Here is a 23,560-nt window from a genome sequence, read left to right on the forward strand (position 1 = left end):
CGGTCATATAAGGATGCAGTGCCCTCATGATTAATAACTACAGCAGTACCGCGCAGTTGAAAGACCTCATGACCACGCCGCCGATGACGGCGGCCCAACACGCAGAAATCATGCGCAAACGTAACGAGCAGCGCAGAAAAATCGAAGACGCAAGAGAAGCAAGGGAGGCAGAGCAGGAGCGCTACGGAGAACCCCGCTAGTCAGGCGGTGTCGTTCTTCATGCCCGCCCAGCGCGGCGCGAGCTCGTTCTCGATGCCCAGCAGGTCGATGACGCGCGCGACCGTGTGGTCGACCATCTCGGCGATGCTTCCCGGGTTGTTGTAGAAGCTCGGCAGGGGCGGGAACACGATGCCGCCCATCTCGGTGACGGCCGTCATATTGCGCAGGTGCGCCAGGTTGAACGGCGTCTCGCGCACCATCAGCACCAGGCGCCGGCGTTCCTTCAGGATCACGTCGGCCGCGCGTGCGATCAGGTTGTCCGATAGCCCATGCGCCACCGCGGCCAGGGTCTTCATCGAACAGGGGGCGATCACCATGCCGTCGGTCTGGAAGGAACCGCTGGCGATGGAGGCGCCGATCTCGCGGTTCTTGTGCACCACATGGGCGAGCGCTTCCACGTCGCGCCGTTGCAGGCCGACTTCCTGATGCAGGGTGAGGGAAGCGGCGTCGGAAATGACCAGGTGGGTCTCGACGCCGGGAATCGCGCGCAGCCGCTCGAGCAGCCGCACGCCGTAGATCGCGCCGGTCGCGCCGGTGATGGCGACGACGATCCGGCGAGGGCGATCAGCCATTCTTTTTCAGCAGGGTCTGCAGTTCGCCGGATTCGTACATCTCGGTCATGATGTCCGAGCCGCCGACGAATTCGCCGTTCACATACAGTTGCGGGACGGTCGGCCAGTTCGAGAATTCCTTGATACCCTGGCGGACTTCCGCATCATCGAGCACGTTCACGGTGGCGATGTTGTCGACGCCGCAGGCTTTCAGGATCTGGATGGCGCGGCCGGAAAAGCCGCATTGCGGGAACTGGGCGGTGCCCTTCATGAACAGCACGACCGGCGTGTTGGTCACGGTTTCTTTGATCCAGTTTTGTACGTCGCTCATTTGGTTTTGCCTTCGAGGAGAAATTTGGAGGGATGGCGGCATTTTATAAGAAAAGCTGAACGTCGGCAGACGTCGTTCTCGCATCTGCCTCGTCGTCCCCGCGAAGGCGGGGATCCAAGTTCTGCTTGAGTTACCGGAACGCAGGCAAACTTTGGGGGGATAGTGCCGGGGGCACTATCCCGCCTTCGCGGGAACGACGTTGGGTGTTCAATGTCTTTCCCAGGCAGACAGCCTCGGCCCGGCCAACATACTGGCCGTAGTTGGGAATGACAAGATAGCCATGCTTCCCATAAAACCCTACCGCCCGCGCATTCACCCTGCGCGTCTCCAGCCAGACTTCGGTGTAGCCGAAGGCTGAAGCCTGCCGCTCCAGCGCCGCCAGTAAACACCGTCCGGCACCGCTCCCGGGCCGTGCATACATCCGCTTCAGCTCGGCCACGCCATCGGCCAGCGGCCGCAGCGCCCCGCAACCCACCGCTCGCCCATCCGCATCGCGGGCAAGCAGGAAGCAGGCGCGCTCGCCGCGCACGTCGGCCGCATCGAAGGAGGCGGTGCCGTCGCTGCCGGTGATCGCCGCCAGCGCCGCGCCGAGTTCACGGAGCAGGGCCCGGCTCTCGGGACTGTCCGGATCGGCGGGCGTGATGGCGAACACGGGCAGCTTACTTCTTCAGCTTGGCAAACGCCGCCGCCATCGCGCCGCCGGCCGGTGGGGAAGAACGGTCCTGGCGCTGGTTATCGCGCTGGTGCTTATTTTGATGATCAGCCAGGCGCTTGCGGTCGTCGCGGTCGCCGCGCTGCTGCGGCTGCGAGCCCGCCTGCGGTGCGGAATCCGACAGGCGCATGGTCAGCGCGATGCGCTTGCGCTTGACGTCGACTTCCAGCACTTTCACTTTCACCACCTGGCCGGCCTTCACCACCGTGTGCGGATCCTTGACGAAGGTGTTCGACAGGGCCGAGATATGCACCAGGCCGTCCTGGTGCACGCCGACGTCGACGAAGGCGCCGAAGGCGGCGACATTGGTCACCACGCCTTCCAGGATCATGTCCGGGCGCAGGTCCGAGATCTCTTCGACGCCCTCCTTGAAGGTGGCGGTGGTGAATTCCGGACGCGGGTCGCGGCCCGGCTTTTCCAGTTCCTTCAGGATGTCGCTGACGGTCGGCACGCCGAACTTCTCGTCCGCGTACCTGGCCGGGTTCAGGGTCTTGACCAGCGAGCCGTCGCCGATCACGCTCTTGATGTCGCGCTTGATGTCGGCCAGGATCTTTTCGACCACCGGATACGACTCCGGGTGCACCGCCGAGGCGTCCAGCGGATTATCGCCGTTCATCACGCGCAGGAAGCCGGCCGCCTGCTCGAAGGTTTTATCGCCCAGGCGCGGCACGTTCTTCAGCGCCGCGCGCGAGGCGAAGGCGCCCTTCATGTCGCGGTAGGTGACGATGCTCTGGGCCACGCTGCTTGATAAGCCGGATACGCGCGCCAGCAGCGGCGCCGAGGCCGTGTTGACGTCCACGCCCACCGCATTCACGCAATCCTCGACCACGGCGTCGAGCTGGCGCGCCAGCTGGGTCTGGGAGACGTCGTGCTGGTACTGGCCGACGCCGATCGATTTCGGGTCGATTTTCACGAGTTCCGCCAGCGGATCCTGCAGGCGGCGCGCGATCGAGACCGCGCCGCGCAGCGAGACGTCCAGCTCCGGCAGCTCGCGCGACGCGAATTCCGAGGCCGAATACACCGAGGCGCCCGCTTCCGACACCACGATTTTCGTCAGTTTCAGTTCCGGACGCTGCTTGATCAGGTCCTGGGCCAGCTTATCGGTCTCGCGCGAAGCGGTGCCGTTGCCGATCGAGACCAGGGACACACCGTGCTTCGCGGCCAGCTGGCCCAGCACGTGCAGCGAGCCGTCCCAGTCGTTGCGCGGCGCGTGCGGGTAGATGGTGGCGGTATCGACCACCTTGCCGGTGGCGTCGACCACGGCCACTTTCACGCCGGTGCGCAGGCCCGGGTCCAGGCCCATGGTGGCGCGCGGACCGGCCGGCGCCGCCAGCAGCAGATCCTTCAGGTTGCGCGCGAAGACGTGGATGGCATCGCTCTCCGCCTTTTCGCGCAGCAGACCCATCAGCTCGGTCTCGATGTACATGAAGCTCTTCACGCGCCAGGTCCAGCGCGCGGTGTCGAGCAGCCATTTGTCGGCCGGACGGCCGGCGCCCTTGATGCCGAAGCGGGCCGCGATCCGGCTCTCGCAGGGATTGTGCGGGGCGTCCCATTTCGGCTTTTCTTCTTCGCTGTCGAGGCGCAGGGTGACGTCCAGGATGCCTTCGCGGCGGCCGCGCATCAGCGCCAGCGCGCGGTGCGAGGGGACGGTCGACAACGGTTCCGCGTAATCGAAGTAGTCGGCGAACTTCTCGCCTTCTTCCTGCTTGCCCTCGACGACTTTCGATTCGACCACACCGTGTTCCTGCACGTATTCGCGCAGCGACTGCAGCAGTTCGGCATCTTCGGCGAAGCGCTCCATCAGGATCTGGCGCGCGCCGTCCAGCGCCGCCTTGGTGTCCGCCACGCCGGGGTTGTTGACGCCGTCGGCATTGGTGAAGGCTTCGCGCAGGTATTGGGAGGCCACTTCTTCCGGATTCTGCGACGGGTCGGCCAGCAGGGAATCGGCCAGCGGCGCCAGCCCGGCTTCGATCGCGATCTGGGCCTTGGTGCGGCGCTTCTGCTTGTAGGGCAGGTAGAGGTCTTCCAGGCGGGTCTTGTCTTCCGCATGGGTGATGGCGTCGAGCAGTTCCGGCGTCATCTTGTTCTGCTCGGTAATCGAGGCGATCACCGCGGCGCGGCGGTCTTCCAGCTCGCGCAGGTAGCGCAGGCGCTCTTCCAGCAGGCGCAACTGGATGTCGTCGAGGCCGCCGGTGGCTTCCTTGCGGTAGCGGGCGATGAAGGGGACGGTGGCGCCTTCGTCGAGCAGGGCGACGGCAGCAGCCACCTGGACCGGTTTGGCGGACAGTTCTTGGGCGAGGCGTTGTTCGATCGAAGGCAGCATGGTATGGAAATCAGTGAGTCAGACGGGCAATGATACGCAAACGCGACGGATGCGCCAGTCTTGACAGTTGTTGCCCACCGAATTATTGGCCGTGCTCGTTCGTGTAGGGGTGGTGTAAACCCGCGGAAGAGTGTAACTTTTCTCTCTTTTGCTTTCTTTCGGCCGGTAAAGATTTCTTGGCAAGGTGCGATTCCGAACAAAACAGAACGGACCGCATGAAGGATAATATCGGTTGTTGTTTTTTTTCATACAGACTCGTGAGACCCATGCACACAGTTGATCTTCATCGCGACGACACCAGCGAGGCACCTCCGGCTCGAGCGCCAGCACGCGCGCCGGCCCTGCCTGCCCCGGTGTTGAGCTGGCTGCAAAGGGTCGAAGCGGCAGCACATCCCCAGCCGAAGCTGACCGCGGAAGTCGCCGACCCCAAAGCTGTCCAGTACAAATTCGTTTATGTCATGGCCCCGACCAGCGGCGGCCGTCACGTCGCGGTGTGCCTGTGCAAGGCGCGCCTGCGTCCGAACGGCGACGTGGCCGCGGCCAGCCCGGTGGGCGAAGTGTTTTCCCTGCTGTCGGCGCCGCCGGCTTACCTGGAGGGCGACGACGAGGATCTGGTTCGTTTCTTTATTGCAATGCGCAGCGGGTCGAACCAGAGCACCAGCGCCACCGAGCCGAAGGGCAAGGTGGGCGCCATCCTGCTGGAGCAATTGCTCGCGCAGGGCAAGCTGCTGTGGGCGAATTCCTGGTCCGACATGACCAATGGCCTGCTGTATCCCTTGCAACAGGGACCTGTGCGCAAGGCCAGCCTGGCCTGGCGCGACGAGGGTCGTACGGCCAAGCTCGGCTGGTCGGTGGAACCGGCCAAGGGCGCGACCCACGCCGGCGCCGACCTGGTCGACTACATGCTGCCGACCGATCCGCCGTGGTACATCGACAACCTGTCCTGCGGTCCTCTCGAGTTGAACCGTGGCGGCATCGACATCTCGCTGGCCGAGCTGCAGGCCCTGGTGGCGCAAGCCCCGGCCCTGGGCGGCAACGACAAGAAGCGCGTGTCGCAGCTGCTGCTGGCGCACGGCCTGCAACAGTTGATGCCGTTGCCGCAGCCGCTCACCCAGCGCCTGCGCGACGACGTCAAGCCGGTGCCCCACCTGCTGCTGGACGCGATTCCTGTGGCCGAGGGCAATGGCCAGCGCTGGCAGGACTTCGCCGTCCTGTCCTTCGACTATGACGGCCAGCGCATCTCCTTCGACCCGGCCCAGCGCGTGGTGCGCCAGATCGGCGACGTCACCGAGATCATCGCCCGCGACGAAGCCGCCGAGGCGAAGGCGCTCGACATCCTCAACAAGATGGGCTTCCGCAAGCCGGCCACGACGCCGCTGAGCTCGCTGTCCGGGGCGCTGCTGCTGGACGGCCAGGCGCAGTGGCTGCGCTTTGCCGGCAACGACCTCGAATCCCTGGCCGATCTCGGCTGGCAGATGCAGAAATCGGCCAAGTACCGCTACGACGTGGTGCCGGTCGAAGACTGGTATGCCGACATCGACGAGCCGGCCGAGGCCGGCAACGCCTGGTTCGAGCTGGAGCTGGGCATCGTCGTCAACTGCAAGCGGGTGCCGCTGCTGCCGGTGCTGGTCCAGCTGATCCGCAGCGCACCGCTGGATTTCAATCCGGAAGTGCTGGCCGTCCACCTTGAAGCCGACCAGATGCTGGCGACCCTGCCCGACGGCCTGCGCGTGGCGCTGCCCTGGGGCCGCGTGAAACCCATCCTGTCGACCCTGGGCGAGCTGTATTTCAACGACAAGATCAAGGCCAGGGTGCGCCTGTCGACCCTGGACGCGGCGCGCCTGGAAGAGCTGGCCCGCGGCGCCGAGTTCACCTGGACCGGCGGCGAACGCCTGCGCGAGACCGGCCGCAAGCTGAGCCAGTTCGGCAAGGTCAAGAAGGTCGACGCGCCGACAGGCCTGCGGGCGACCCTGCGCGACTACCAGCTCGACGGTCTGGCCTGGATGCAGTTCCTGCGCGAATACGACCTGGGCGGCATCCTGGCCGACGACATGGGCCTCGGTAAAACCGTGCAGACCATCGCCCACATCCTGACGGAAAAGGAAGCGGGCCGCCTGACCAGCCCGGCGCTGGTGATCGCGCCGACCAGCCTCATGATGAACTGGATGGAAGAAGCCGCGCGCTTCGCCCCCAGCCTGAAGGTGCTGCTGCTGCAAGGCAAGGAACGCATGGAGCTGTTCGACCAGATCGACGGCGCCGACATCGTGCTGACCACCTACGCCCTGCTGCCGCGCGACGAGGAAAAGCTGCGCGAGCACGAGTACCACCTGGTGATCCTGGACGAATCGCACTACATCAAGAACACCCGCTCGAAGGCGGCACAGACGGCCGGCTCGCTGAACGCGCGCCACCGCCTGTGCCTGTCCGGCACGCCGCTGGAAAATCACCTGGGCGAGCTGTGGTCGCAGTTCCACTTCCTGCTGCCGGGCCTGCTTGGCGACGAGAAGACCTTCAATAGTCAGTTCCGCCATCCGATCGAACGCCAGGACGATCCGGTGCGCCGCTCGCTGCTGAGTCGCCGCATCAAGCCTTTCCTGCTGCGCCGCACCAAGGACCATGTGGCCAAGGAACTGCCGGAAAAAACCGAGATGATCCGCCGCATCGAGCTCAGCGGTCCGCAGCGCGACCTCTACGAGACCGTGCGCCTGGCAATGGACAAGAAGGTGCGCGAGGAGATCGACCGCAAGGGCGTGGCGCGCAGCCAGATCGTGATCCTGGAAGCGCTGCTGAAACTGCGCCAGGTCTGCTGCGACCCGCGCCTGGTGAAAGCCATGCCGTCGCGCAAGAACACGGCGGCGATATCGGCCAAGCTGACCGACCTGATGCAGATGATCGACGACCTGCTGGGCGAGGGCCGCAAGATCCTGGTGTTCTCGCAGTTCACCAGTATGCTGGCCCTGATCGAGGAAGAGCTGGAAGCACGCGGCATCCGCTATGCGCTGCTGACCGGCGAAACCCGCGACCGCTCGGCCCAGGTGGCCGCCTTCCAGCAGGGCGCGGTGCCGATCTTCCTGATCAGCCTGAAGGCCGGCGGCGTCGGCCTGAACCTGACTGCGGCCGACACCGTGATCCACTACGACCCGTGGTGGAACCCGGCAGCCGAAAACCAGGCCACCGACCGTGCCTGGCGCATCGGCCAGGACAAGCCGGTGTTCGTCTACAAGCTGATTGCGAAAGGCACGCTGGAAGAGAAGATCCAGCTGCTGCAGCAGAAGAAGTCGGAACTGGCGCAGTCGATCCTGTCCGAAGGCGAATCGCAGAAGATGGCGTTGACGCAGGAAGACCTGCAGGCGATTTTTGCGCCTTTAGAAGACTAAAAGTTGCCGTCGTGCCGGGCATGGCCCGACACGACTCCCCGCGAAAGCGGGGACGACGTTCATGCGGCGTAGGTACTCAAAAGAAACGTCTTAGAGTCACCGTTCTATACAAATTACTAAACAGGGCACTATACTTCACGACTGAACATACTTTCGTGAAGGGTTCCATGGCCCGCAGCGCCCACCTTCCTCTGTCTGGCCGTGCGGAGCCGGTAAATACCCTGGCGACGGCCGACGCCTTCCGTACCATTGCCGAACTCGGCGGCGACCTGGCCTTCATCCTCGATTGCGCGAGCGGCTTGCCGATCTATATCAGTCCAAACGTCAACGACATGCTGGGTTATTGCGTTCTCGATGTTCATGAACATTTGTTAACTAATAAGGAGGGACCGCTGGCACCCTTGTGCGCCGGCTTGCAGGAGCGCCTGCGCCGCTTTGCCGCGGGCGACGGTTCGCGCCTGCGCGTGGTGCGCGAGTACGACATCCTGCGGCCGGATGGACGCGAAGTGCCGGTGGAAGTGATCTCGACCCTGCTGCTGGACGAGGCGGGCAGGGCGCAGGCGCTGGCCGGCCTGGTGCGCGACCAGTCCGCGCGGCGCGAGCGCGAACGCGAGCAGAAGCATTTCGCCAGCATGCTGAACCACGAGTTCCGCACGCCTCTGTCGACCATCGACGGCGCCATCCAGCGGCTGGAAGCGACCAACACGAAAGCCGACGAGCCGACGCGCCAGCGCTACCGCAAGATCGCGACCGCAACCGACCGCCTGATCGCGATGCTGGACGACTACCTGTCGCCGGAACGGATGGCGGCGCTGGGGCGCCAGCGCCAGGAGAAATCGGTGGCGCCGCGCCTGCTGCTGGAAGAGCTGGTGGCGCAGGCGCGCGTGGCCGGCAGGAAGGTGGCGCTGGAGGTGGACGAGCTGCCGGCCCAGTTGCGCGGCGAACCCGCCGGCCTGCGTCTGGCGCTGAAGATTTTGCTCGAGAACGCGCTGCGCTACACGCCGGCCGACGCAGCCCTGACGGTGCTGGGACGGCGCAGGGAAAGCGGCGTCGAGCTGGCGCTGCGCGATGCGGGGACGGGCGTGCCGCCGGCCGACCTGCCGCGCATCTTCGACAAGGGCTATCGCGGCAGCAATGCCGCCGGCCTGCCGGGCAGCGGCCTGGGCCTGTACATGGCGCGCTCCGTCGTCGAAGTGCACGGCGGCACGCTGGAGCATGCGGCGGCGCCGCAAGGCGGGGCGGAATTCCGCCTGTGGCTGCCGGTACAGGATGCGCCGGGGAAAGGTCTTGCTTCCTGACAGACCAGCAGTGATAATCGGACGGCCTACGGGATCGCCGCCCGAACAGAGAGAGACCGGGAAAACGAATAAAGACATGGCCAACCCATGACGCAAATACTGATTGTTGAAGACAATGGCGAATACGCCGGCGACATGGCCGACTTCCTCACGGAGCTCGGCCACGACGTCACGATCGCGACCACCGCCGGCGACATGTGGGCGGCGCTGACCCGCACGCCTGCCGCCGTGGTGGTGCTCGACCTCGGCTTGCCGGACGAAGACGGGTTCAACGTCATCCCGCGGATGCGCCAGCTGTATCCGGAGATCGGCCTGCTGGTCTTGACCGGACGGGTCGCGTTCGACAACCGCATCCTCGGCCTGCGCCTGGGGGCGGACCACTATCTCACCAAGCCGATCAAGTTCCCCGAGCTGGCCGCCCACATCGAGGCGCTGGATCGCCGCGTGCGTCCCTCGGCGCCGCCCCCGGCGCCGAGCAAGTGGACGCTGCGCGTGTCCGCCCGCCAGCTCGAGCTGATGGGCAAGGTCATCGACCTGACGGAAAAGGAGTGCAATTTCCTGCACCTGCTGACCATCAATACCCGGCCGGTGCCGCGCCAGGTGATCGTGGCCGGCATGGGCGGCGACGATCCGGATGCCAGCCGCCGCGTCGACATGCTGGTCTACCGCCTGCGCAAGAAAGCGCGCACCGGCCTCGGCCAGGACTTGCCGCTGCGCAGTGCCTACGGCGAGGGCTACAGCCTGTCGGCCGGTTTCACGCTGGCCTGAAACCCTCGAGCGCATGAGGCGCAATGCCTGGCTCTTGCTTGCATGCGCGGCTGGCGCCGGCGTGCTGCTGGCCTGGCAGTCGCTGCACCAGGAAGCTGACGGCGATCCGTCAACTTGCAGCGCTTCGACGGAAAAGTTCATGGCCTCGCTCGGGCCGGGGATGCCTTATCCCGAGGTCGTGAAGGAAATCCAGCACAGGAAGCTGCGCTACGAGGCGCCCGAACCGCTGCCGGGGTACGACGCCGACGATACACGCCGGCTGTACGTGAGGCTCAGGGAAACCGGTTTCCTGGTCAGCCGGCGCGAGGATGTCCGCGTCGAATTCGACAGCGCCAGGAAATTGGTCCGGCTCGACTGCATGGTCGTCTTGACCGGACCCTGATACCCTAGGCTGTCGATCGCGCGCATGGAGGCAATCCGCCATGAAGTTTCCCTGCCCCTGGGAAGAAGTCGACGGTTTCACCAGCCTGGTCGAATTCCGCAGCTTCGAACGCTGGATGACCGGGCAGGTCAGCGGTGGGCTGGCCAGGCAGGTGCCGGTGGCCGTTCCCTACCGCCACGGCGATGGCGATGGCAGCATCGTGCTGGTCGAGGTCTGGTATCTGCACCTGCAGAGCCGCGAAACCTGGCGCCTGGTGTGGCCGGAGCCGCCTTTCGACGGCATTTTCAAGAAAATCCGATAATTGGGGACATGGTGATGCATTTTTTCTGTGTGCGCGGATATAATCGGGGACATAGTCAATTCTCGATACTGCCATGGCCCGCCAACCCCGCCTGATCCTGCCGAACCAGCCGCACCTGATCCTCCAGCGCGGCAACGACAACCAGCCCATCTTCCGCGACGACGAAGACCAGGAGCGCTTCCACGACTGGCTGAAGGAGTGCGCGCGGCTGTACAAGGTGGCGGTCCACGCCTGGGTCCTGATGCCGAATCACGTCATCCTGCTGGCCACGCCCGCGGACGAAGACGGCCTGGCGCTGATGATGCAGAAGGTCGGCCGCCATTACGTTCCCTGGTTCAACAGCAAGTACGGCCGCTCGGGCACGCTGTTCCAGGGCCGCTTCCGCACCTCGCTGGTCGACGCCCCGCACTACCTGCTGGCCGCAAGCCGCTACCTCGAGCTGGCGCCGGTGCTCGCCCAGCTGGCGCCGGAACCGGCCGACTACCGCTGGTCCAGCTATGCCCACCACGCCGGCCTGCGGTCCGATACCCTGGTCACCGACCACATGCTGTACTGGGGACTCGGCAACACGCCCTTCCAGCGCGAAGCCGCCTACATCGAACTGGTACGGCAGGGCTATGGCAGCGAGGAGGGGGAACTGATCGGCGGCGCGCTGGCCAAGGGCGCGCCGGTGGGCTCCTATGCCTTCAAGGCCGAGCTCGAAAAAAAGACCAAACGGCAGATTCTGCCAGCCAAGCGTGGACGCCCTTTCAAGACCAGGCAGCCGGAAGAGCTGCTCGACTGAGCCTTCTATTCCAGCAATCCCTTGATTTAAAAAAGCATTTTGATACGGTGGATGCCGTTGGTGTGCCCGTTATTACTATGTCCCTATTTATTTTGAGGGGAGAATTTTCCAAATTTAATTCGACTCCGACCCTAATTGTTGTGATTGATGTTTACTTGACTCTGCTCTATTCTCGGCCTTCACTTCTTCAAAAATGCCGTGGAGTCCCTCATGATTGCCCAAGGTTTATACGATCCCGCCAATGAACACGATGCCTGCGGCGTCGGTTTCATCGCCCACATCAAGGGCAACAAGAGTCATTCGATTATTGAACAGGGTCTGCTGATCCTGAAGAACCTGGACCACCGCGGTGCGGTCGGTGCCGATGCGCTGATGGGCGACGGCGCCGGCATCCTGATCCAGATTCCCGACCAGTACTACCGAGACGAGATGGGCAAGCAGGGCGTCGACCTGCCGCCGCCCGGCGAATACGGCGTCGGCATGATCTTCCTGCCGAAGGAACACGCCTCGCGCATCGCCTGCGAACAGGAAATCGAACGCGCCGTACGCGCCGAAGGCCAGGTCGTGCTGGGCTGGCGTAACGTGCCGGTCGACGAGACCATGCCGATGTCGCCGACCGTGCGCGCCAAGGAACCGGTGATCCGCCAGATCTTCATCGGCCGCGGCCCCGACGTCATGGTCACCGATGCGCTCGAGCGCAAGCTGTACGTGATCCGCAAATCGTCCGGCCACGCGATCCAGGCTCTGAAACTCATCCACGGCAAGGAATTCTTCGTGCCCTCGATGTCGGCCCGTACCGTCGTGTACAAGGGCCTGCTGCTGGCCGACCAGGTCGGCGTCTACTACCGCGACCTGCAGGATCCGCGCTGCGTCTCGGCGCTGGCCCTGGTGCACCAGCGCTTCTCGACCAACACCTTCCCGGAATGGCCGCTGGCCCACCCGTATCGCCTCATTGCGCACAACGGCGAGATCAACACCGTCAAGGGCAACTTCAACTGGACCCGCGCCCGCGAAGGCATGATGAAGTCGGCCGTGCTGGGCGAAGACCTGAACAAGCTGTTCCCGCTGATCTATGAAGGCCAGTCCGACACCGCCTGCTTCGACAACGCGCTCGAACTGCTGGTGATGGCCGGCTATCCCGTAGCCCAGGCGATGATGATGATGATCCCGGAAGCGTGGGAAAACCATGCGACCATGGACGAGAACCGCCGCGCCTTCTACGAATACCACGCCGCGATGATGGAGCCGTGGGACGGTCCGGCCGCGATGGCCTTCACCGACGGCCGCCACATCGGCGGCACCCTCGACCGCAACGGCCTGCGTCCGGCGCGCTACGTCGTCACCGACGACGACCTGGTGGTGATGGCTTCCGAGTCCGGCGTGCTGCCGATCCCGGAATCGCGCATCGTCAAGAAATGGCGCCTCCAGCCGGGCAAGATGTTCCTGATCGACCTCGAAGCCGGCCGCATCATCGACGACAAGGAACTGAAGGACACCTACTCGAACGCCAAGCCGTATAAAGCCTGGATCAAGTCGGTGCGCATCAAGCTCAACGAAATCAAGGTCACCGACAGCCAGCTCGCCCACAGCCGCGTGAAGGATACGCCGGCCCAGGGAGAGAAGGCGGCGATCTCGCTGCTGGACCGCCAGCAGTCCTTCGGCTATACCCAGGAAGACTTGAAATTCCTGATGGCGCCGATGGCGGTGCTGGGCGAGGAAGCCACCGGCTCGATGGGCAACGACTCGCCGCTGGCGGTGATGTCGAACAAGCTCAAGCCGCTGTACTCCTACTTCAAGCAGCTGTTTGCGCAGGTGACGAACCCGCCGATCGACCCGATCCGCGAAAGCATGGTGATGTCGCTGGTGTCCTTCATCGGCCCGAAGCCGAACCTGCTGGACACGAACAACGTGAACCCGCCGATGCGCCTCGAAGTCTCGCAGCCGATCCTCGGTTTCGACGACATGGCGCGCCTGCGCTCGATCAGCCTGCACACCGGCGGCAAGTTCAAGTCCTATGAGCTGAACATCTGCTACCCGACCAGCTGGGGCAAGGAAGGCATCGAAGCCTCGCTGGCCTCGCTGTGCGCGGAAGCCGTGGACGCGGTCAAGTCCGGCCACAACATCCTGATCGTCTCGGACCGCGCGATGTCGGCCGAGCAGGTCGCGATCCCGGCCCTGCTGGCCACCTCCGCCGTCCATCAGCACCTGGTGATGCGCGGCCTGCGCGCCTCCACCGGCCTGGTGGTCGAAACCGGTTCGGCCCGCGAAACCCACCACTTCGCCCTGCTGGCCGGCTACGGCGCCGAAGCCGTGCATCCCTACCTGGCGCTGGAGACCCTGGTCGACCTGGCGGCCCACCTGCCGAAGGCGATGTCGCCGCAGGACGCGACCTACAACTACACCAAGGCGGTCGGCAAGGGCCTGATGAAGGTGATGTCGAAGATGGGCATCTCGACCTATATGTCCTACTGCGGTGCCCAGATCTTCGAAGCCGTGGGCCTGAACAAGTCGCTGGTCGACAAATACTTCCGCGGCACCTCGTCGACGGTGGAAGGCATCGGCCTGTTCGAAGTGGCCGAGGAAGCGCTGCGCCTGCACCACCTGGCCTTCGGCAAGGACCCGGTGCTGGCCAACAGCCTGGACGTCGGCGGCGAATACGCCTTCCGCGTGCGCGGCGAAGACCACTTGTGGACTCCGGACGCGATCGCCAAGCTGCAGCACTCGACCCGCGCCAACAACTTCAACACCTATAAAGAGTACGCCCAGATCATCAACGACCAGAGCAAGCGTCACCTGACCCTGCGCGGCCTGATGGAATTCAAGATCGACCCGGCCAGGGCGATCCCGCTGGGCGAAGTCGAACCGGCCAAGGAAATCGTCAAGCGCTTCGCCACCGGTGCGATGTCGCTCGGTTCGATCTCGACCGAAGCCCACGCGACGCTCGCCATCGCCATGAACCGCATTGGCGGCAAGAGCAATACCGGCGAAGGCGGCGAAGATCCGCGCCGCTACATGGGCGAGTTCAAGGGCATCAAGATCGCCAAGGGCGAGACCCTGGCCTCGATCCTGGGCTCGGACCGCGTGGTTGCCGACATCCCGCTGCAGGAAGGCGATTCGCTGCGCTCGAAGATCAAGCAGGTGGCATCGGGCCGCTTCGGCGTCAGCGCCGAGTACCTGGCCTCGGCCGACCAGATCCAGATCAAGATGGCACAAGGCGCCAAGCCGGGCGAAGGCGGCCAACTGCCGGGCCACAAGGTGTCCGAGTACATCGCGTCCCTGCGCGTGTCGGTGCCGGGTGTCGGCCTGATCTCGCCGCCGCCGCACCACGACATCTACTCGATCGAAGACCTGGCCCAGTTGATCCACGACCTGAAGAACGCCAACCCGAACGCGTCGATCTCGGTGAAGCTGGTGTCGGAAGTCGGCATCGGCACCGTCGCCGCCGGCGTCTCGAAGGCCAAGGCCGACCACGTGGTGGTCGCCGGCCATGACGGCGGCACCGGCGCCTCGCCGCTGTCGTCGGTGAAGCATGCCGGCACGCCGTGGGAACTGGGCCTCGCCGAGACCCAGCAGACCCTGGTGCTGAACGGCCTGCGCAGCCGCATCCGCGTGCAGGCCGACGGCCAGATGCGCACCGGCCGCGACGTCGTCATCGCCGCCCTGCTGGGCGCCGACGAAATCGGCTTCGCCACCGCGCCGCTGGTGGTCGAAGGCTGCATCATGATGCGCAAGTGTCACCTGAATACCTGCCCGGTGGGCGTGGCAACCCAGGATCCGGAGCTGCGCGCCAAGTTCCAGGGCAAGCCGGAACACGTGGTCAACTACTTCTTCTTCGTCGCCGAGGAAGCGCGCCAGATCATGGCCCAGCTGGGCATCCGCACCTACGACGAGCTGATCGGCCGCGCCGACCTGCTCGACCAGAACCGCGCCATCACGCACTGGAAGGCGCAGGGCCTGGACTTCAGCAACATCTTCTACCAGCCGAAGGCCGCCAGCCCGCAGGCCCTGCTGCACAGCGAAGGCCAGGACCACGGCCTGGACAAGGCACTGGACCACAAGCTGATCGCCCAGGCCAAGCCGGCGCTGGAGCGTGGCGAGCGCGTGTCCTTCATCTCGCCGGTGCGCAACGTCAACCGCACGGTCGGCACCATGCTGTCGGGTGAAGTCGCCAAGCGCTACGGCCATGCCGGCCTGCCGGACGACACCATCCACATCCAGCTGCAGGGCACGGCGGGCCAGTCGGCCGCGGCCTTCCTGGCGGCCGGCATCACGATCGACCTGGTGGGCGAGGGCAACGACTACGTGGGTAAAGGCCTGTCGGGCGGCCGCATCATCGTGCGTCCGAATACCGAGTTCCGCGGCTGGGCGGTGGACAACATCATCGTCGGCAACACGGTGCTGTACGGCGCCATCGCCGGCGAAGCCTTCTTCAACGGCGTGGCCGGCGAACGCTTCGCGGTGCGTAACTCGGGCGCGACGGCCATCGTCGAAGGCCTGGGCGACCACGGCTGCGAATACATGACCGGCGGTACCGTGGTCGTGCTGGGCGACACCGGCCGCAACTTCGCAGCCGGCATGTCGGGCGGCGTGGCTTATGTGTACGACCCGAAGGGCGAGTTCGAGCAGAAGTGCAATACGACGATGGTGAACCTGGAGCGCGTGCTGTCCACCAAGGAGCAGGGCGACAAGTCGTCCTGGCACGCCCAGACCCGCAACGGCGAGCGCGAGTCGGACGAAGCGATCCTGAAGCGCCTGATCGAACGCCACTTCAAGCACACCGGCTCGACCCGCGCCCGCAACCTGCTGGACGACTGGGCCGCCAGCCGCGGCAAGTTCGTGAAGGTCTTCCCGACCGAATACAAGCGCGCGCTGGAGGAGATGCACAACTCCAGCATGGAAGAGGCGAACGACAAGATCGAGTTGGCTGCCTGAATACCGTCGTTCCCGCGCAGGCGGGAATCCAAGTTCTGCGAGCGCTGACGATACGCGTGCAAACTTGGACCCCCGCCTGCGCGGGGGCGACGGCTGAATCGACGGAATTGATAAGGAAAATATTGTGGGTAAAATCACCGGCTTCATGGAATTTCAGCGCCAGGAAGAAGACCACCTGGAACCCGCCGCGCGCCTGAAGAACTACAAGGAATTCACGCTGACGCTCAGCAACGAGCAGGCCAAGGTGCAGGGCGCGCGCTGCATGGATTGCGGCATCCCCTTCTGTAACACGGGCTGCCCGGTCAACAACCTGATCCCCGACTGGAACGACCTGGTCTATCACGGCAACTACCGCAACGCCGTCGAGAACCTCCATTCGACCAACAACTTCCCGGAATTCACGGGCCGGATCTGCCCCGCACCCTGCGAGGCCGCCTGCACGCTGGGCATCAACAACGAGCCGGTCGGCATCAAGTCGATCGAGCGCAAGATCGCCGACGCCGGCTGGGAAAACGGCTGGATCGTGCCGCAGCCGGCCGCCGTCAAGACGGGCAAGAAGGTCGCGATCGTCGGCTCGGGTCCCGCCGGCCTGGCCGCGGCCCAGCAGCTGGCGCGCGTCGGCCACGACGTGACCGTGTTCGAGAAGAGCGACCGCATCGGCGGCCTGCTGCGCTACGGCATCCCCGACTTCAAGATGGAGAAGGGCCTGATCGACCGCAGGGTTGAGCAAATGCAGGCGGAAGGCGTGATCTTCCGCACCAGCACCCTGATCGGCAAGGACTTCCCGACCACGGTCAGCAATATGGCGCGCGAGACCATCTTCCCGGAAGACCTGGTCAAGGACTTCGACGCCGTCATCATGGCCGGCGGCGCCGAGCAGCCGCGCGACCTGCCGGTGCCGGGCCGCGAGCTGAAGGGCGTGCACTTCGCGATGGATTTCCTGCCGCAGCAGAACCGCGTGAACGCCGGCGACAAGGTGAAAGACCAGATCAAGGCCACCGGCAAGCACGTGGTCGTGATCGGCGGCGGCGACACCGGTTCCGACTGCGTCGGCACCTCGAACCGCCACGGCGCCGCCAGCGTCACCCAGTTCGAACTGATGCCGATGCCGCCCGAGATTGAAAACAAGCCGCTGGTCTGGCCCTACTGGCCGACCAAGCTGCGCACCTCGTCCTCGCACGAGGAAGGTTGCGAGCGAGACTTCGCGGTGGCCACCAAGCGCTTCGAAGGCAAGGGCGGCAAGGTCGAGAAGGTCATCGCCTGCCGCGTCGAGTGGAAGGACGGCAAGATGATCGAAGTGCCGAACACAGAATTCGAACTGAAGGCCGACCTGGTGCTGCTGGCCATGGGCTTCGTCGCACCGGTGCAGCAGGTGCTGGATGCCTTCAGCGTGCAGAAGGATGCGCGCGGCAATGCCCGTGCGACGGTCGACGGCGAGACCTCGTACCAGACCACGGTACCGAAGGTGTTCGCGGCCGGCGACATGCGCCGCGGCCAGTCGCTGGTGGTGTGGGCGATCCGCGAAGGCCGCCAGTGCGCGCGCGCCGTGGACGAGTTCCTGATGGGTTCTTCCGAACTGCCGCGCTGAGCGGCGGTATCAAGCTCACCTGAGAAGCGGCCCTGCGGGGCCGCTTTGTCGTTTAGTGGAGGGCGATAAACTGCGCCCCTGCCCGGCCATTCCCGCGCCATCGGCAGCAGGATGTGCTTAACTCTCCCGTATGAAGACCATCCTTTTGCTGCTCGCCATGCTCTGCGGGCCCGCCGCGTGGGCGGCGTCCCAGGCCTCGGTGCCGCTGAATGTCGCCACCTACAATGTCGCCACCTACAACCTCCGCTACGACAACCCCGGCGACGGCCCCAATGCCTGGCCCGCCCGCAGGGAGATGGTCAAGGCGCTGATCCGCTACCACGAGTTCGACATCCTCGGCACCCAGGAAGGCTTGTCCGGCCAGATCGCCGACCTCGCGCAGATGGAAGAATTCGAGCATGTCGGCGTCGGCCGCGACGACGGCAAGGACGCCGGCGAGCATTCGGCGATCTTCTTCCGCAAGAGCCGTTTCGCCTTGCTGGACAAGGGGGATTTCTGGCTCAGCGAAACGCCCGACCGTCCTTCTTTCGGCTGGGACGCCAGGTGCTGCCATCGCCTCGCCTCATGGGCGCGCCTGCGCGACCGCGCCAGCTCGCGCGTGCTGTATGTCTTCTCGGTGCATTTCGACCATGAGGGCGAGCAGGCCCGCCGCGCCTCGGCCGATCTGATGCTGAAGAAGATCGCCGAGATCGCCCACGGCGAGCCGGCCATCTGCGTCGGCGATTTCAACTCGACGCCGGACACGGTGCAGATCCGCACCATGTCGACCGCGCTGCGCGACGCGTACCAGGCCAGCAAGGCGCCGCCCTATGGTCCAGCCGGCACCTTCAACGATTTTCACATCGACAGGCTTGCCACCGACAGGATCGACTACATCTTCGTCGACCGCCACTTCGACGTCCTCAAGTACGCGGTGCTGGGCGACTCCTTCGACAGGCGCTATCCCTCCGACCACTTTCCGGTCGTTTCGCGGGTGGTGCTCAAGTAGATCGCCAGGCGATCGTCCTCGACCTGGACCGTGGTGCCGAGGGCCGCGCACAGCTCACGCATGCGCTCGGCGATCCAGGTCCGCTGCGCGCTGTTCGCCGGGAACGCCCGGCAATGCCGGATGAACAGCGGGTGCATGACGATCCGCTCCAGCGCGTCGTCTCCGAACTCCAGCGTGAACAGCAGCTGGTGATCGTTGCGAAAGCCCGGATCGACGGCGTAATCGTCGACCAGGTCGCCGGCCGCATACAGGATCGGGCAGCCTTCGTACAGCTCGACGCCCTGGAATACGTGGGCGCTGTGGCCGAACACGATCTTCCAGCCGACCTCGATCGCGGCCCGCGCCAGGCGGCGCTGGCGCTGGTCGGGCGCGCTCGCCATGTTCGGCCCCCAGTGCAGCGACAGGATCGGCCAGCGCACGCCTTCCGCACGCAGCGGCGCCAGCGCGCGGGCGAAGGCGTCGACGGCAGCGGCCTCGTCGTGCAGGCCGAGCCAAGCCATGCCGGGGTGGTCTTGGGTGGCGGCGAAATCGTCCTGGTGATCGCAGAAGGCGGCCATGCCGATCCGCACGCCCTTGCGCTCGACGATCACCGGCGCCGATGCGGCCGCCAGGTCGGCGCCGGCGCCCGTGTGGAGGATGCCGTTGGCGTCGAGGATGCGGACGGTCTCCAGCAAACCCTGCACGTCGTAGTCGAGGATGTGGTTGTTCGCCAGGCTCACCAGCCTGACACCGGCCTCGCGCAGCGCCTCGCCGGCGAGCGGCGGCGCGCGAAAATAAAAGGCTTTCGGTGCGCCGTGCCAGCGCTCTCCCGGCTCGCAGATCGCGCACTCGAGGTTGGCGACGGCGAGGTCGGCCTCGCGCAGCTGCGGCGCGACCGCGCCCAGCGGATGCTGCGCACCCTCGCGCAGCATGGCCTCGCCGGCCAGGCGCCCGAGCATCAGGTCGCCGCCGAACAGCAGGCGCAGCGGTATCGCAGCAGGACTCATGCCGTCTTGCGGGCAAAGTGCCCGACGAACCAGTTGGCCGCCAGCCGCGCCACTTCCTCCAGGGTGCCAGGCTCCTCGAACAGGTGGGTGGCGCCGGCCACGATGGCCAGTTCGCGCGGGCAGCGCAGCTGGGCGAAGGCTTGCCGGTTCAGGTCGATCACGGCGTCGTCGTTGCCGCCCACGATGAGCAGGGTCGGCGCCGTCACGCCGTGCAGGGCCGCGATGCCGGCCAGGTCGGGCCGGCCGCCGCGCGAGACCACGGCGGCAATCGACAGGTAGGGCGGGCCGGGATGCGGCTGGCCCAGGTAGGGATCGCCGAGGTGGGGCTCGCCCGCCAGCCGCAGCGCGGCGGCGGCGCCGGTGCTGGCGCCGAACAGTCCCAGCGGCAGCTTCGCCGTCGCCGGCTCGCGCGCCAGCCAGCGCGCCGCGCTGCGCAGGCGCAGGGTGAGCAGGGCGATGTCGAAGCGGTGATAGGAATCGGCTTCCTCGTCCTCGCTGAGCAGGTCGAGCAGCAGGGTGCCGATGCCGGCCTCGCGCAGGATACGGGCCACGTAGTTGTTGCGCGGACTTAGGCGGCTGCTGCCGCTGCCATGGGCGAACAGGACGACACCCAGCGCTTCGTGGGGAAGTTCCAGCATGCCTTCCATATCGATGGCGTCGTGCTGGATGTGGATCAGGGCCTTGGCGTTCACGTTGGCCTCCCGGGTAAGTTCAAGCCCATGATGCGCCCGAAAATCCGGGTAGTCCATGCCCTCGCGCGAAGGGGAATCGTCAGGCTTGCTTCGCATGCAAAGTATTCGTTTCCATGGGGAATTTGTTAATAATCTTTAGCAAAACGCAACAATCTCAGGTATGCATATCTCATTTAAAACAAATACTTACGTGAGGAAAATATCTGACTCACTGTTCAGTAGTGTTGTAATATCACGTCGATAAGTACGCTGGAATTGGGCCGTCTCCAGCAGGGATTGACGTTTCTGCACTACAATACGAGATTCACCAAATACCAAATTCCACTGTGTCCAACCTTGTCGAAATCCGCGATCTGCATTTTTCGTATGGAGATCGCCCCATCCTGTCGAATCTGAGCATGGATTTCCCGCGCGGCAAGCTGATCGCCGTGATGGGCGGTTCCGGCTCCGGCAAGACGACGGTGCTGCGCCTGATCGGCGGCCAGATCCGTCCCCAGCGCGGCACGGTCGCGGTGGACGGCGAAGTCGTTCATCAGCTCGACACGGAAAACCTCTACCGCCTGCGCCGCAAGATGGGCATGCTGTTCCAGTTCGGCGCCCTGTTCACCGACCTGACCGTGTTCGAGAACGTGGCCTTCCCGCTGCGCGAACACACGGAGCTGCCGGAAGAAGTGCTGCGCGACCTGGTGCTGATGCGCCTGAACGCGGTTGGCCTGCGCAATGCGGCCCAGCTCAAGCCGAACGAGATCTCGGGCGGCATGGCGCGCCGCGTGGCGCTGGCGCGCGCGATCGCGCTGGACCCGGAACTGATCATGTACGACGAGCCCTTCGCCGGCCTCGACCCGATCTCGATGGGCGTGACCGCCAACCTGATCCGCAACCTGAACGACACCCTCGGCTCGACCTCGATCCTGGTGTCGCACGACGTCAACGAAACCTTCAGCATCGCCGACTACGTCTATTTCCTGTCCGGCGGAAAAATCGTCGCCCAGGGTACGCCGGAAGAAATGCGTGCTTCGTCCGATCCCTACGTGAAACAGTTCGTCAACGCCCAGCCGGACGGTCCGGTACCCTTCCACTATCCGGGCAAATCGCTGGCCGAAGACCTGGGCCTGGAGGCCAAGCGATGATCGCGCGCTTCCTCGGCTTCATCGGCGCCTTCGTGCTGGACACGATCGCCCGCATCGGTTTCGTCACCCGTTCCTTCGTCAAGCTGCTGGGCAGGCTGCCCGGCGCGCTGAAGCGCCCGGCGCTGATCTCGGAGCAGGTCCACTTCATCGGCAACTATTCGATGCTGATCATCGGCGTGTCCGGCCTGTTCGTCGGCATGGTGCTGGGCCTGCAGGGCTATTACACGCTGAGCCAGTTCGGCGCCGACGAGAAACTCGGCCAGCTGGTGGCGCTGTCGCTGCTGCGCGAGCTCGGTCCGGTGGTCACCGCGCTGCTGTTCGCGGGCCGCGCCGGCACCTCGCTGACCGCCGAGATCGGCCTCATGAAGGCCGGCGAGCAGCTGTCGGCAATGGAAATGATGGCCGTGAACCCGCTCCAGCGCGTGCTGGCGCCGCGTTTCTGGGGCGGCGTGATCGCCATGCCGGTGCTGGCCACGATTTTTTCCGCCATCGGCATCATCGGCGGCTACCTGGTCGGCGTGCAGCTGATCGGCGTGGACGAAGGCGCGTTCTGGTCCCAGATGCAGAGCAATATCGACGTGCGCCGCGACATCATGAACGGCGTCCTGAAGAGCTTCGTGTTCGGCATTGCGGTCACCTTCACCGCCCTGTTCCAGGGTTATGAAGCGCAGCCGACGCCGGAAGGCGTGTCGCGCGCGACCACGCGCACCGTCGTGATCGCGTCGCTGATGGTGTTGGGCCTCGACTTCGTCATGACCGCGCTGATGTTCAACAAATAATTTAGAAGACTGGCTGATTTAACGCCTACATATATTAGGAAATCTTATGCATCGCAAATCTATTGACGTCTGGGTCGGACTTTTCGTGCTGTTGGGTGCGGTATCGCTCCTTTTCCTGGCCCTCAAGGCAGGTAACATGAGCACTATCTCGTTCAGCAAGACGTATGCGATCGTCGGCAAGTTCGACAACATCGGTGGCCTCAAGCCCCAATCGCCCGTCAAGAGCGCAGGCGTGGTCGTGGGCCGCGTCGGCGATATCAGCTTCGACGACAAGAGCTTCCAGGCCCTGGTTCGCCTCGACTTGAACCCGGCCTATAAGTTCCCGAAAGATAGTTCGTTGAAGATCCTGACCTCCGGTCTGCTGGGCGAACAGTACATCGGCATCGAAGCGGGCGGCGACACCAACAACCTGGTGGATGGCGACCGTATCACCCGCACGCAGTCCGCCGCGGTGCTGGAAGACCTGATCAACCAATTTATTTATAGCAAAGCAGCCGAAGGAAAGGATGGCAACAGCAAATGAGCATTCGTAACGCATTGGCACTGGCGGCAGGCGCTGCCGTGCTGCTGAGCGGCTGCGCGACCGCCACCAATCCGAAGGACCCCTTCGAGAAGTTCAACCGGGCAATGTTCAGCTTCAACGACGCGGTCGACCGTACCGCCCTGAAGCCGACCGCGACTTTCTACCGGAACTACACCCCGGACTTCGTGCAGACCGGTGTCGGCAACTTCTTCGGCAACCTGTCGGACCTGTGGAGCTCGGTCAACAATTTTGCCCAGCTCAAGGGCCAGGACGGCCTGAACGACTTCACCCGTTTTGCCGTGAACTCGACCCTGGGCCTGGTCGGCGTGCTGGACATCGCGACCCCGGCCGGCCTGCGCAAGCACAACGAAGACCTGGGCCAGACCCTGGGTTACTGGGGCGTCCCAAGCGGCCCCTACTTGATGTTGCCGATTCTGGGCGCATCTACGGTGCGCGACACCATTGCCCTGCCGGGCGACTTCTGGGGCGATCCCTGGGATCACGTGAACGATATCCCGTGGCGTAACGGCGGCATCCTGCTGCGCGCCGTCGACCAGCGCGCCAGTGTGCTGGACGCCTCGAACCTGCTGGAAGACGCTGCCCTCGACCGCTACGAATTCATCCGCGACGGTTACCTGCAGCGCCGTAACAGCAAGGTGCTGGATACCGACAAGGCCCAGGAGCGTGCCGACAAGGTGCATGAAAAGCTCGAGAAGGTGCAGGAAAAAGTGCAGGAAAAGCTGGGCGTGAAGAAGACGCCGCGTCCGGACGACGCGGGCGACGACGCCGCGCCGGCCAGCCAGGACCAAACCCCGGCAAAACAGGATTCGGCGCCGAATAATCCGCCGGTGCCGGCCCCTGTGTCATCCGAACCGGTCCAGAAGTAGTTAACGGGA

The 23,560-nt window shown here is 64.8% G+C and carries 20 protein-coding genes; 14 read left to right on the top strand and 6 right to left on the bottom strand.

The genetic code is table 11. The features are described from left to right. The first annotated feature begins 26 nt into the window (after positions 1-26). On the top strand, positions 27-200 hold the full coding sequence (locus AB4Z32_RS07150; protein WP_441935232.1) for a hypothetical protein: 174 nt from the start codon (positions 27-29) through the stop codon (positions 198-200). Here AB4Z32_RS07150 and AB4Z32_RS07155 read toward each other — a convergent pair whose 3' ends face one another. The 4 genes from AB4Z32_RS07155 to AB4Z32_RS07170 all read right to left on the bottom strand — a co-directional run bounded on the left by AB4Z32_RS07155 (position 201) and on the right by AB4Z32_RS07170 (position 4,136). After that, positions 201-791 (bottom strand): UbiX family flavin prenyltransferase, encoded by a 591-nt coding sequence (locus AB4Z32_RS07155; RefSeq protein WP_441935233.1) that lies wholly within the window; start codon positions 789-791, stop codon positions 201-203. After that, positions 784-1,101 carry a Grx4 family monothiol glutaredoxin gene (gene grxD / locus AB4Z32_RS07160; protein WP_441935234.1) on the bottom strand — a complete coding sequence of 106 codons (318 nt, stop codon included), beginning with the start codon at positions 1,099-1,101 and terminating at the stop codon, positions 784-786. The genes AB4Z32_RS07155 and grxD overlap by 8 nt, the downstream gene beginning before the upstream one ends. Positions 1,102-1,231: 130 nt before the next feature. Continuing rightward, on the bottom strand, positions 1,232-1,753 hold the full coding sequence (locus tag AB4Z32_RS07165) for a GNAT family N-acetyltransferase (protein ID WP_441935235.1): 522 nt from the start codon (positions 1,751-1,753) through the stop codon (positions 1,232-1,234). Positions 1,754-1,760: 7 nt separating this feature from the next. Further along, complete coding sequence (locus AB4Z32_RS07170) at positions 1,761-4,136, bottom strand: Tex family protein (RefSeq protein ID WP_441935236.1); 2,376 nt, start codon at positions 4,134-4,136, stop codon at positions 1,761-1,763. Positions 4,137-4,402: 266 nt separating this feature from the next. Here AB4Z32_RS07170 and AB4Z32_RS07175 point away from each other — a divergent pair, with 266 nt between their 5' ends. The 9 genes from AB4Z32_RS07175 (at position 4,403) to AB4Z32_RS07215 (ending at position 18,554) form a co-directional block, all read left to right on the top strand. Continuing rightward, positions 4,403-7,513 carry a DEAD/DEAH box helicase gene (locus tag AB4Z32_RS07175; RefSeq protein WP_441935237.1) on the top strand — a complete coding sequence of 1,037 codons (3,111 nt, stop codon included), beginning with the start codon at positions 4,403-4,405 and terminating at the stop codon, positions 7,511-7,513. A gap of 167 nt (positions 7,514-7,680) precedes the next feature. After that, positions 7,681-8,811: an ATP-binding protein gene (locus AB4Z32_RS07180; RefSeq protein ID WP_441935238.1), complete on the top strand. Its 1,131-nt coding sequence runs from the start codon at positions 7,681-7,683 to the stop codon at positions 8,809-8,811. An 87-nt stretch (positions 8,812-8,898) separates the two neighbouring features. After that, positions 8,899-9,579 carry a response regulator transcription factor gene (locus AB4Z32_RS07185; RefSeq protein WP_441935239.1) on the top strand — a complete coding sequence of 227 codons (681 nt, stop codon included), beginning with the start codon at positions 8,899-8,901 and terminating at the stop codon, positions 9,577-9,579. Between the two features lie 13 nt (positions 9,580-9,592). Continuing rightward, positions 9,593-9,961 (top strand): hypothetical protein, encoded by a 369-nt coding sequence (locus AB4Z32_RS07190; protein ID WP_441935240.1) that lies wholly within the window; start codon positions 9,593-9,595, stop codon positions 9,959-9,961. A 40-nt stretch (positions 9,962-10,001) separates the two neighbouring features. Continuing rightward, a complete protein-coding gene (locus tag AB4Z32_RS07195; RefSeq protein WP_441935241.1) occupies positions 10,002-10,262 on the top strand; it encodes a hypothetical protein in 261 nt (86 codons plus the stop codon). Positions 10,263-10,335: 73 nt separating this feature from the next. Continuing rightward, the gene (locus tag AB4Z32_RS07200; protein ID WP_441935242.1) at positions 10,336-11,046 is read left to right on the top strand and encodes a transposase; all 711 of its coding nucleotides are present in this window, start codon (positions 10,336-10,338) and stop codon (positions 11,044-11,046) included. Between the two features lie 210 nt (positions 11,047-11,256). Further along, positions 11,257-15,978, top strand: coding sequence for a glutamate synthase-related protein (locus tag AB4Z32_RS07205; protein WP_441935243.1), 4,722 nt, complete (start codon positions 11,257-11,259; stop codon positions 15,976-15,978). A gap of 124 nt (positions 15,979-16,102) precedes the next feature. Beyond that, on the top strand, positions 16,103-17,566 hold the full coding sequence (locus AB4Z32_RS07210) for a glutamate synthase subunit beta (protein ID WP_441935244.1): 1,464 nt from the start codon (positions 16,103-16,105) through the stop codon (positions 17,564-17,566). A gap of 130 nt (positions 17,567-17,696) precedes the next feature. After that, entirely contained in the window at positions 17,697-18,554 is an 858-nt protein-coding gene (locus AB4Z32_RS07215) for an endonuclease/exonuclease/phosphatase family protein (RefSeq protein WP_441935245.1), read from the top strand. Here the strand turns inward: AB4Z32_RS07215 and AB4Z32_RS07220 are convergent. Both AB4Z32_RS07220 and AB4Z32_RS07225 read right to left on the bottom strand, forming a co-directional pair. Beyond that, a complete protein-coding gene (locus tag AB4Z32_RS07220; protein ID WP_441935246.1) occupies positions 18,506-19,540 on the bottom strand; it encodes a CapA family protein in 1,035 nt (344 codons plus the stop codon). The genes AB4Z32_RS07215 and AB4Z32_RS07220 overlap by 49 nt on opposite strands. Then, positions 19,537-20,187 carry a dienelactone hydrolase family protein gene (locus tag AB4Z32_RS07225; protein WP_442121290.1) on the bottom strand — a complete coding sequence of 217 codons (651 nt, stop codon included), beginning with the start codon at positions 20,185-20,187 and terminating at the stop codon, positions 19,537-19,539. Before AB4Z32_RS07225 ends, AB4Z32_RS07220 begins: the two co-directional genes overlap by 4 nt. Positions 20,188-20,558: 371 nt before the next feature. Here AB4Z32_RS07225 and AB4Z32_RS07230 point away from each other — a divergent pair, with 371 nt between their 5' ends. From AB4Z32_RS07230 to AB4Z32_RS07245, 4 genes are read left to right on the top strand one after another with little or no spacing between them, the layout of a single operon-like run. Then, on the top strand, positions 20,559-21,362 hold the full coding sequence (locus AB4Z32_RS07230; protein ID WP_441935247.1) for an ABC transporter ATP-binding protein: 804 nt from the start codon (positions 20,559-20,561) through the stop codon (positions 21,360-21,362). Beyond that, positions 21,359-22,141: a lipid asymmetry maintenance ABC transporter permease subunit MlaE gene (gene mlaE / locus AB4Z32_RS07235; RefSeq protein WP_441935248.1), complete on the top strand. Its 783-nt coding sequence runs from the start codon at positions 21,359-21,361 to the stop codon at positions 22,139-22,141. Before AB4Z32_RS07230 ends, mlaE begins: the two co-directional genes overlap by 4 nt. Positions 22,142-22,187: 46 nt before the next feature. After that, positions 22,188-22,664, top strand: a complete 477-nt coding sequence (gene mlaD / locus AB4Z32_RS07240; RefSeq protein ID WP_441935249.1) for an outer membrane lipid asymmetry maintenance protein MlaD — start codon at positions 22,188-22,190, stop codon at positions 22,662-22,664. Next, positions 22,661-23,551 (top strand): MlaA family lipoprotein, encoded by an 891-nt coding sequence (locus AB4Z32_RS07245; RefSeq protein ID WP_441935250.1) that lies wholly within the window; start codon positions 22,661-22,663, stop codon positions 23,549-23,551. The genes mlaD and AB4Z32_RS07245 overlap by 4 nt, the downstream gene beginning before the upstream one ends. The last annotated feature ends 9 nt before the right edge of the window (positions 23,552-23,560 follow it).

This window comes from Massilia sp. 2TAF26, from assembly GCF_052115005.1.
In the GTDB taxonomy this organism is placed as follows: Bacteria; Pseudomonadota; Gammaproteobacteria; order Burkholderiales; family Burkholderiaceae_D; genus Telluria.

Coding starts and splice junctions, on each gene's coding strand:
- AB4Z32_RS07150 (WP_441935232.1), top strand. CDS start 27: ATGATTAATAACTACAGCAGTACCGCGCAGTTGAAAGACCTCATGACC.
- AB4Z32_RS07155 (WP_441935233.1), bottom strand. CDS start 791: ATGGCTGATCGCCCTCGCCGGATCGTCGTCGCCATCACCGGCGCGACC.
- grxD (WP_441935234.1), bottom strand. CDS start 1,101: ATGAGCGACGTACAAAACTGGATCAAAGAAACCGTGACCAACACGCCG.
- AB4Z32_RS07170 (WP_441935236.1), bottom strand. CDS start 4,136: ATGCTGCCTTCGATCGAACAACGCCTCGCCCAAGAACTGTCCGCCAAA.
- AB4Z32_RS07175 (WP_441935237.1), top strand. CDS start 4,403: ATGCACACAGTTGATCTTCATCGCGACGACACCAGCGAGGCACCTCCG.
- AB4Z32_RS07180 (WP_441935238.1), top strand. CDS start 7,681: ATGGCCCGCAGCGCCCACCTTCCTCTGTCTGGCCGTGCGGAGCCGGTA.
- AB4Z32_RS07185 (WP_441935239.1), top strand. CDS start 8,899: ATGACGCAAATACTGATTGTTGAAGACAATGGCGAATACGCCGGCGAC.
- AB4Z32_RS07190 (WP_441935240.1), top strand. CDS start 9,593: ATGAGGCGCAATGCCTGGCTCTTGCTTGCATGCGCGGCTGGCGCCGGC.
- AB4Z32_RS07195 (WP_441935241.1), top strand. CDS start 10,002: ATGAAGTTTCCCTGCCCCTGGGAAGAAGTCGACGGTTTCACCAGCCTG.
- AB4Z32_RS07200 (WP_441935242.1), top strand. CDS start 10,336: ATGGCCCGCCAACCCCGCCTGATCCTGCCGAACCAGCCGCACCTGATC.
- AB4Z32_RS07205 (WP_441935243.1), top strand. CDS start 11,257: ATGATTGCCCAAGGTTTATACGATCCCGCCAATGAACACGATGCCTGC.
- AB4Z32_RS07215 (WP_441935245.1), top strand. CDS start 17,697: ATGAAGACCATCCTTTTGCTGCTCGCCATGCTCTGCGGGCCCGCCGCG.
- AB4Z32_RS07220 (WP_441935246.1), bottom strand. CDS start 19,540: ATGAGTCCTGCTGCGATACCGCTGCGCCTGCTGTTCGGCGGCGACCTG.
- AB4Z32_RS07225 (WP_442121290.1), bottom strand. CDS start 20,187: ATGGAAGGCATGCTGGAACTTCCCCACGAAGCGCTGGGTGTCGTCCTG.
- mlaE (WP_441935248.1), top strand. CDS start 21,359: ATGATCGCGCGCTTCCTCGGCTTCATCGGCGCCTTCGTGCTGGACACG.
- mlaD (WP_441935249.1), top strand. CDS start 22,188: ATGCATCGCAAATCTATTGACGTCTGGGTCGGACTTTTCGTGCTGTTG.
- AB4Z32_RS07245 (WP_441935250.1), top strand. CDS start 22,661: ATGAGCATTCGTAACGCATTGGCACTGGCGGCAGGCGCTGCCGTGCTG.